The 3,478-nt window shown below is 35.7% G+C and carries 2 protein-coding genes and 1 pseudogene; all 3 read right to left on the bottom strand.

Features of this window, described 5'->3' with window-relative positions:
* Positions 1-626 precede the first annotated feature (626 nt).
* Complete coding sequence (locus HMPREF0083_RS05090; RefSeq protein WP_021620028.1) at positions 627-1,139, bottom strand: TlpA family protein disulfide reductase; 513 nt, start codon at positions 1,137-1,139, stop codon at positions 627-629.
* A 2-nt stretch (positions 1,140-1,141) separates the two neighbouring features.
* A complete protein-coding gene (locus HMPREF0083_RS05085) occupies positions 1,142-1,558 on the bottom strand; it encodes a MauE/DoxX family redox-associated membrane protein (protein ID WP_021620027.1) in 417 nt (138 codons plus the stop codon).
* A 719-nt stretch (positions 1,559-2,277) separates the two neighbouring features.
* A pseudogene (locus tag HMPREF0083_RS05080) lies at positions 2,278-3,166 on the bottom strand (transposase).
* Positions 3,167-3,478 lie beyond the last annotated feature (312 nt).

Genomic DNA, 3,478 nt, shown 5'->3' with positions numbered 1-3,478 from the left:
TTTCGGTGAAAATTGCTATTTTGCAAAACGCTCATTTAAAATTATAAAAGAGATACAAAGTATGGAAAATATAACAAACTGTTTTTTTATCAAAGTCCTCACTCCAATTAGGATATGTATAAATTATATTTCATATATAGAATCATTTTTGTATATCAAGGTAAGAAGAAAAAGTGTATCACGATATACCTTTTGAAATAGCAGAGTATATAAATAAGGGGATGTAAATAAATATATTATTAGATTAAGTATTTATTATTAACAACATCCACCCTTTTGGTTAGGGTATTTATTAATCTGTGTACTACCATCTTGAAATCGTACCTCTTCAAAATAGTCCCATGTCCAAGTTGGCTTATCCTCCCAGCTGTAAGGACGACAATCTATACTTTGATCGCAAACTTTTGTGCTACTCCAGCTCCTTATTACTGTACCACTACCAACTCCTAACGGAGATATCTGTGACTGTTCTGTTTGTTCTATTTGTTCTGTTTGTTCTGTTTGTTCTGAAGCATAAACACTATGCATTCCCATTTGTCCAATTAATGCGGCTGTAAGTAATACTCCACTTAAAATTTTTTAAATAATATATTCGTCGCATTTACATCCCCAAGACATACTGAGCTTTACCATTCAAAATTGGTGATTTTCTCAATTAGCTTTCTATTCTCATCAATTCCTATTTCTATTTCAACAATTTTATTATTATCATCAAGTAGTAGCATAGTAGGTGTTATATTAGTTAGACGAAATTTATCATTTAACAAGCGATACTGTCCTTTCATATTTTTATAGCGTTTGAAAGAAATTTTCTTTCTATCTTGATATATAACAATTGGATCAATTCCCTGCTTCTGTAGATAAGCAGCGAATTTATCAAAGTATTCCTTCTTTTCATTACATATTTGACATCTTGTAGAAATAATAAAAATGACTTTTTTACGTTTCCCCAAACTATTAAAATCTATTACTTTATTATTTTCTGCTTCCAATTGCACGTTTGGAAATGGTTCATTTGCAACTAAGTCCATTGCAGGTCGTATATCTTTCATGTTTTTTGATTCATAATAAGATACTCCTAAATAGATTCCTATACTAGTTACTACTATACAAATAAGAATAATTATATTTCTATTCATACTTAAGTCTGCCCCCTTGTTTTCTCTATCATTACTATAAGGACAAACCCCATAAGCATAATAATGTTTTTTAAAATGTCTCTAAATCCAATTTGATGTAGTTCATCATCTCCGATACATCCACAACCATTAACTAAGACTTCCCCATATTTAGTTAACAGAATGATAGTAAAGACTGTTATTAATAGTGAGCCGAAGCCACTACTAATCTTCCAAAAATCAGATTTAATTAACAGCAAAACAAGTCCAATTTCACTCACTACTACTACAAGAGAAGTTAATAATAACCTTCCTTCTCCTACAATTCCATAACTTAATACAACACTTTTATACTTTTCCCAATTAATAATTTTCCATATAGCACTGTATAAAAAAATACATATGAAAATGCATCTAATTAAAAAGGATATTTTCCCCATGTCCCTCCTCCTTTTTTTACCTCTTAATTCCCTATTAAATACATATATGTTAATTTACTATTTATTATACAAAGAAATATTTCACATTTAAAGGTAAAAAATACCTATAAGAGAAAAAATTGGTATTGATTTTAAAAAGTTACTTATAATAGGATATCGATTGGGTATTTAAGGAATTTATAAGTGGTTACTACGAATTCTCTATGAGTGGGAAGAACAACGAAGCAAGTGTCCAAAAGCATATTTTTGAGTATATCGAGCTTCTAAAATAGAAAACAAATCTTTTCTTTAAACGAATACTTTATACTCAAACAATACGAACGTACATTCTACAGAACTGCACCATTATCTTATCTCTATATATCCAATCTATTGACAAATATCCAGGTTCGGGACAACCCTCGATACCTACGGCCATGTACTGAAGATCACCGATCAGGAAGCAGCAGACGTACTAACAGGCATGCTGAACAATAAAAACGATAACAAACAATCATTCGGTCAGTAATGCATAGAATCATCTCTTATCACGCCATATCACGTTATATCTGTCACCAAATTGTCCCCAACAAGCTTGTTATATATCTGAGCATTTTGCATAATTCAATTTTACGCCGAGAGTTACAGAACTTTTGATTTAAAACAAGCTGGAAAATGAACTTAAAAATGGGGGGATCCCAAAAATGGGCAGACCTGCAGAATTTTCGTTTTTGCGTTTGTTAAGCCACCGCTTTTTTCTGGTTATTTGCCACAGCCAACGCGGATGCAAGTAATACAATCGCATTCAGATATTGATGGGTTTTTACTTTCTCGATGCCCCAGATATGCATGTCATCAGCGGTTAAGTGTACTTTCATTCGAGAGTTACATCGCTCAACGCTTGTTCTTTCGTTGTAAAGTTCTTTCCAGCGTTTCGTGTCTCGATGGGGACTGCAATATCGGCGGAGATCTTCGTTCACGTCGATCTTGACGACCATCCCATAGTTGGAGGAAGAACACGCTGCCATGCCAAGTAGACAATTAGCTTTGCCAGTTGCATGGGGACAGCGGAATTTCAATTGATTTCCGTCTACTCCCCAGTAGGTCATGGCAAAACCCATGGAACAGCATGGTGTTCCGTTCGATGTCATTCCGGAAGGTGGCTCCTTCTCGTTTCGAAGATTCATAGGAATGATCGCTTGTGCTTTCAAATTTCGGGCTGTCTCGTAGTTTTTAAGTTGGTCGTACCCGGCATCTAGCACAAAGAAGTTGACTTTGGTTTTACCGGCTACCTTTTCCATTAGCTTTGGTGCCAAATCGCCGTCATTGACATGAGCCGGCGTCACGTCAAGGGCCATCGGCAGTTCGCTCTTCGTATCGAAAGCGAAGATCTACATCCAGACGACGATATAAGCCAGAGAACGCATCGATATTTTCTAAAGGCGCCGCAAGCAAGGCACGAAGTATCCCTTGTCTGCAGTGACCGTCAGCGCCATGGAGGGATCGGCTTCTCAGTTCCTTGGCGTAAGGACGTAGGTCAAGAGCGCCGAAAAAGATTGGCAATCGCTCTTTCGATTCTAATTTTTGCAGTTCCTCAAAGGAAAATAGACTTTCTTGTAGAATATACAAAGTGACTTCCTCCATCCTTGGTTTTTTGGTTTGGTCACCGAAAAACTTCTACAAGTTGGGGTGAAGTCCCTTTTTTATGTCTAGAAAACCTTGTACCCCAAGGGCTCAGATTTTTGCAAAATGCTCGATATAAGAAAAAGGATAGCGCTCTTTTCTCTTTAAGAATAGTGTTCTTCACTTGATGGATGTGGGTTGATGGCAAAAAATAAGCAACTCAGCTATTTCTTTACCCAAACAGCCTTTCAAAGTTTTTAGAAAGTCCTATATGATCATTCTAACCCTTTTTGTAATATTCCTTCATCACCTCTGCAG

The organism is Aneurinibacillus aneurinilyticus ATCC 12856, assembly GCF_000466385.1.
Taxonomy (GTDB): domain Bacteria; phylum Bacillota; class Bacilli; order Aneurinibacillales; family Aneurinibacillaceae; genus Aneurinibacillus; species Aneurinibacillus aneurinilyticus.
Note: the sequence above shows the minus strand (reverse complement) of the source record. Positions and strands in the feature narration are given on the sequence as shown.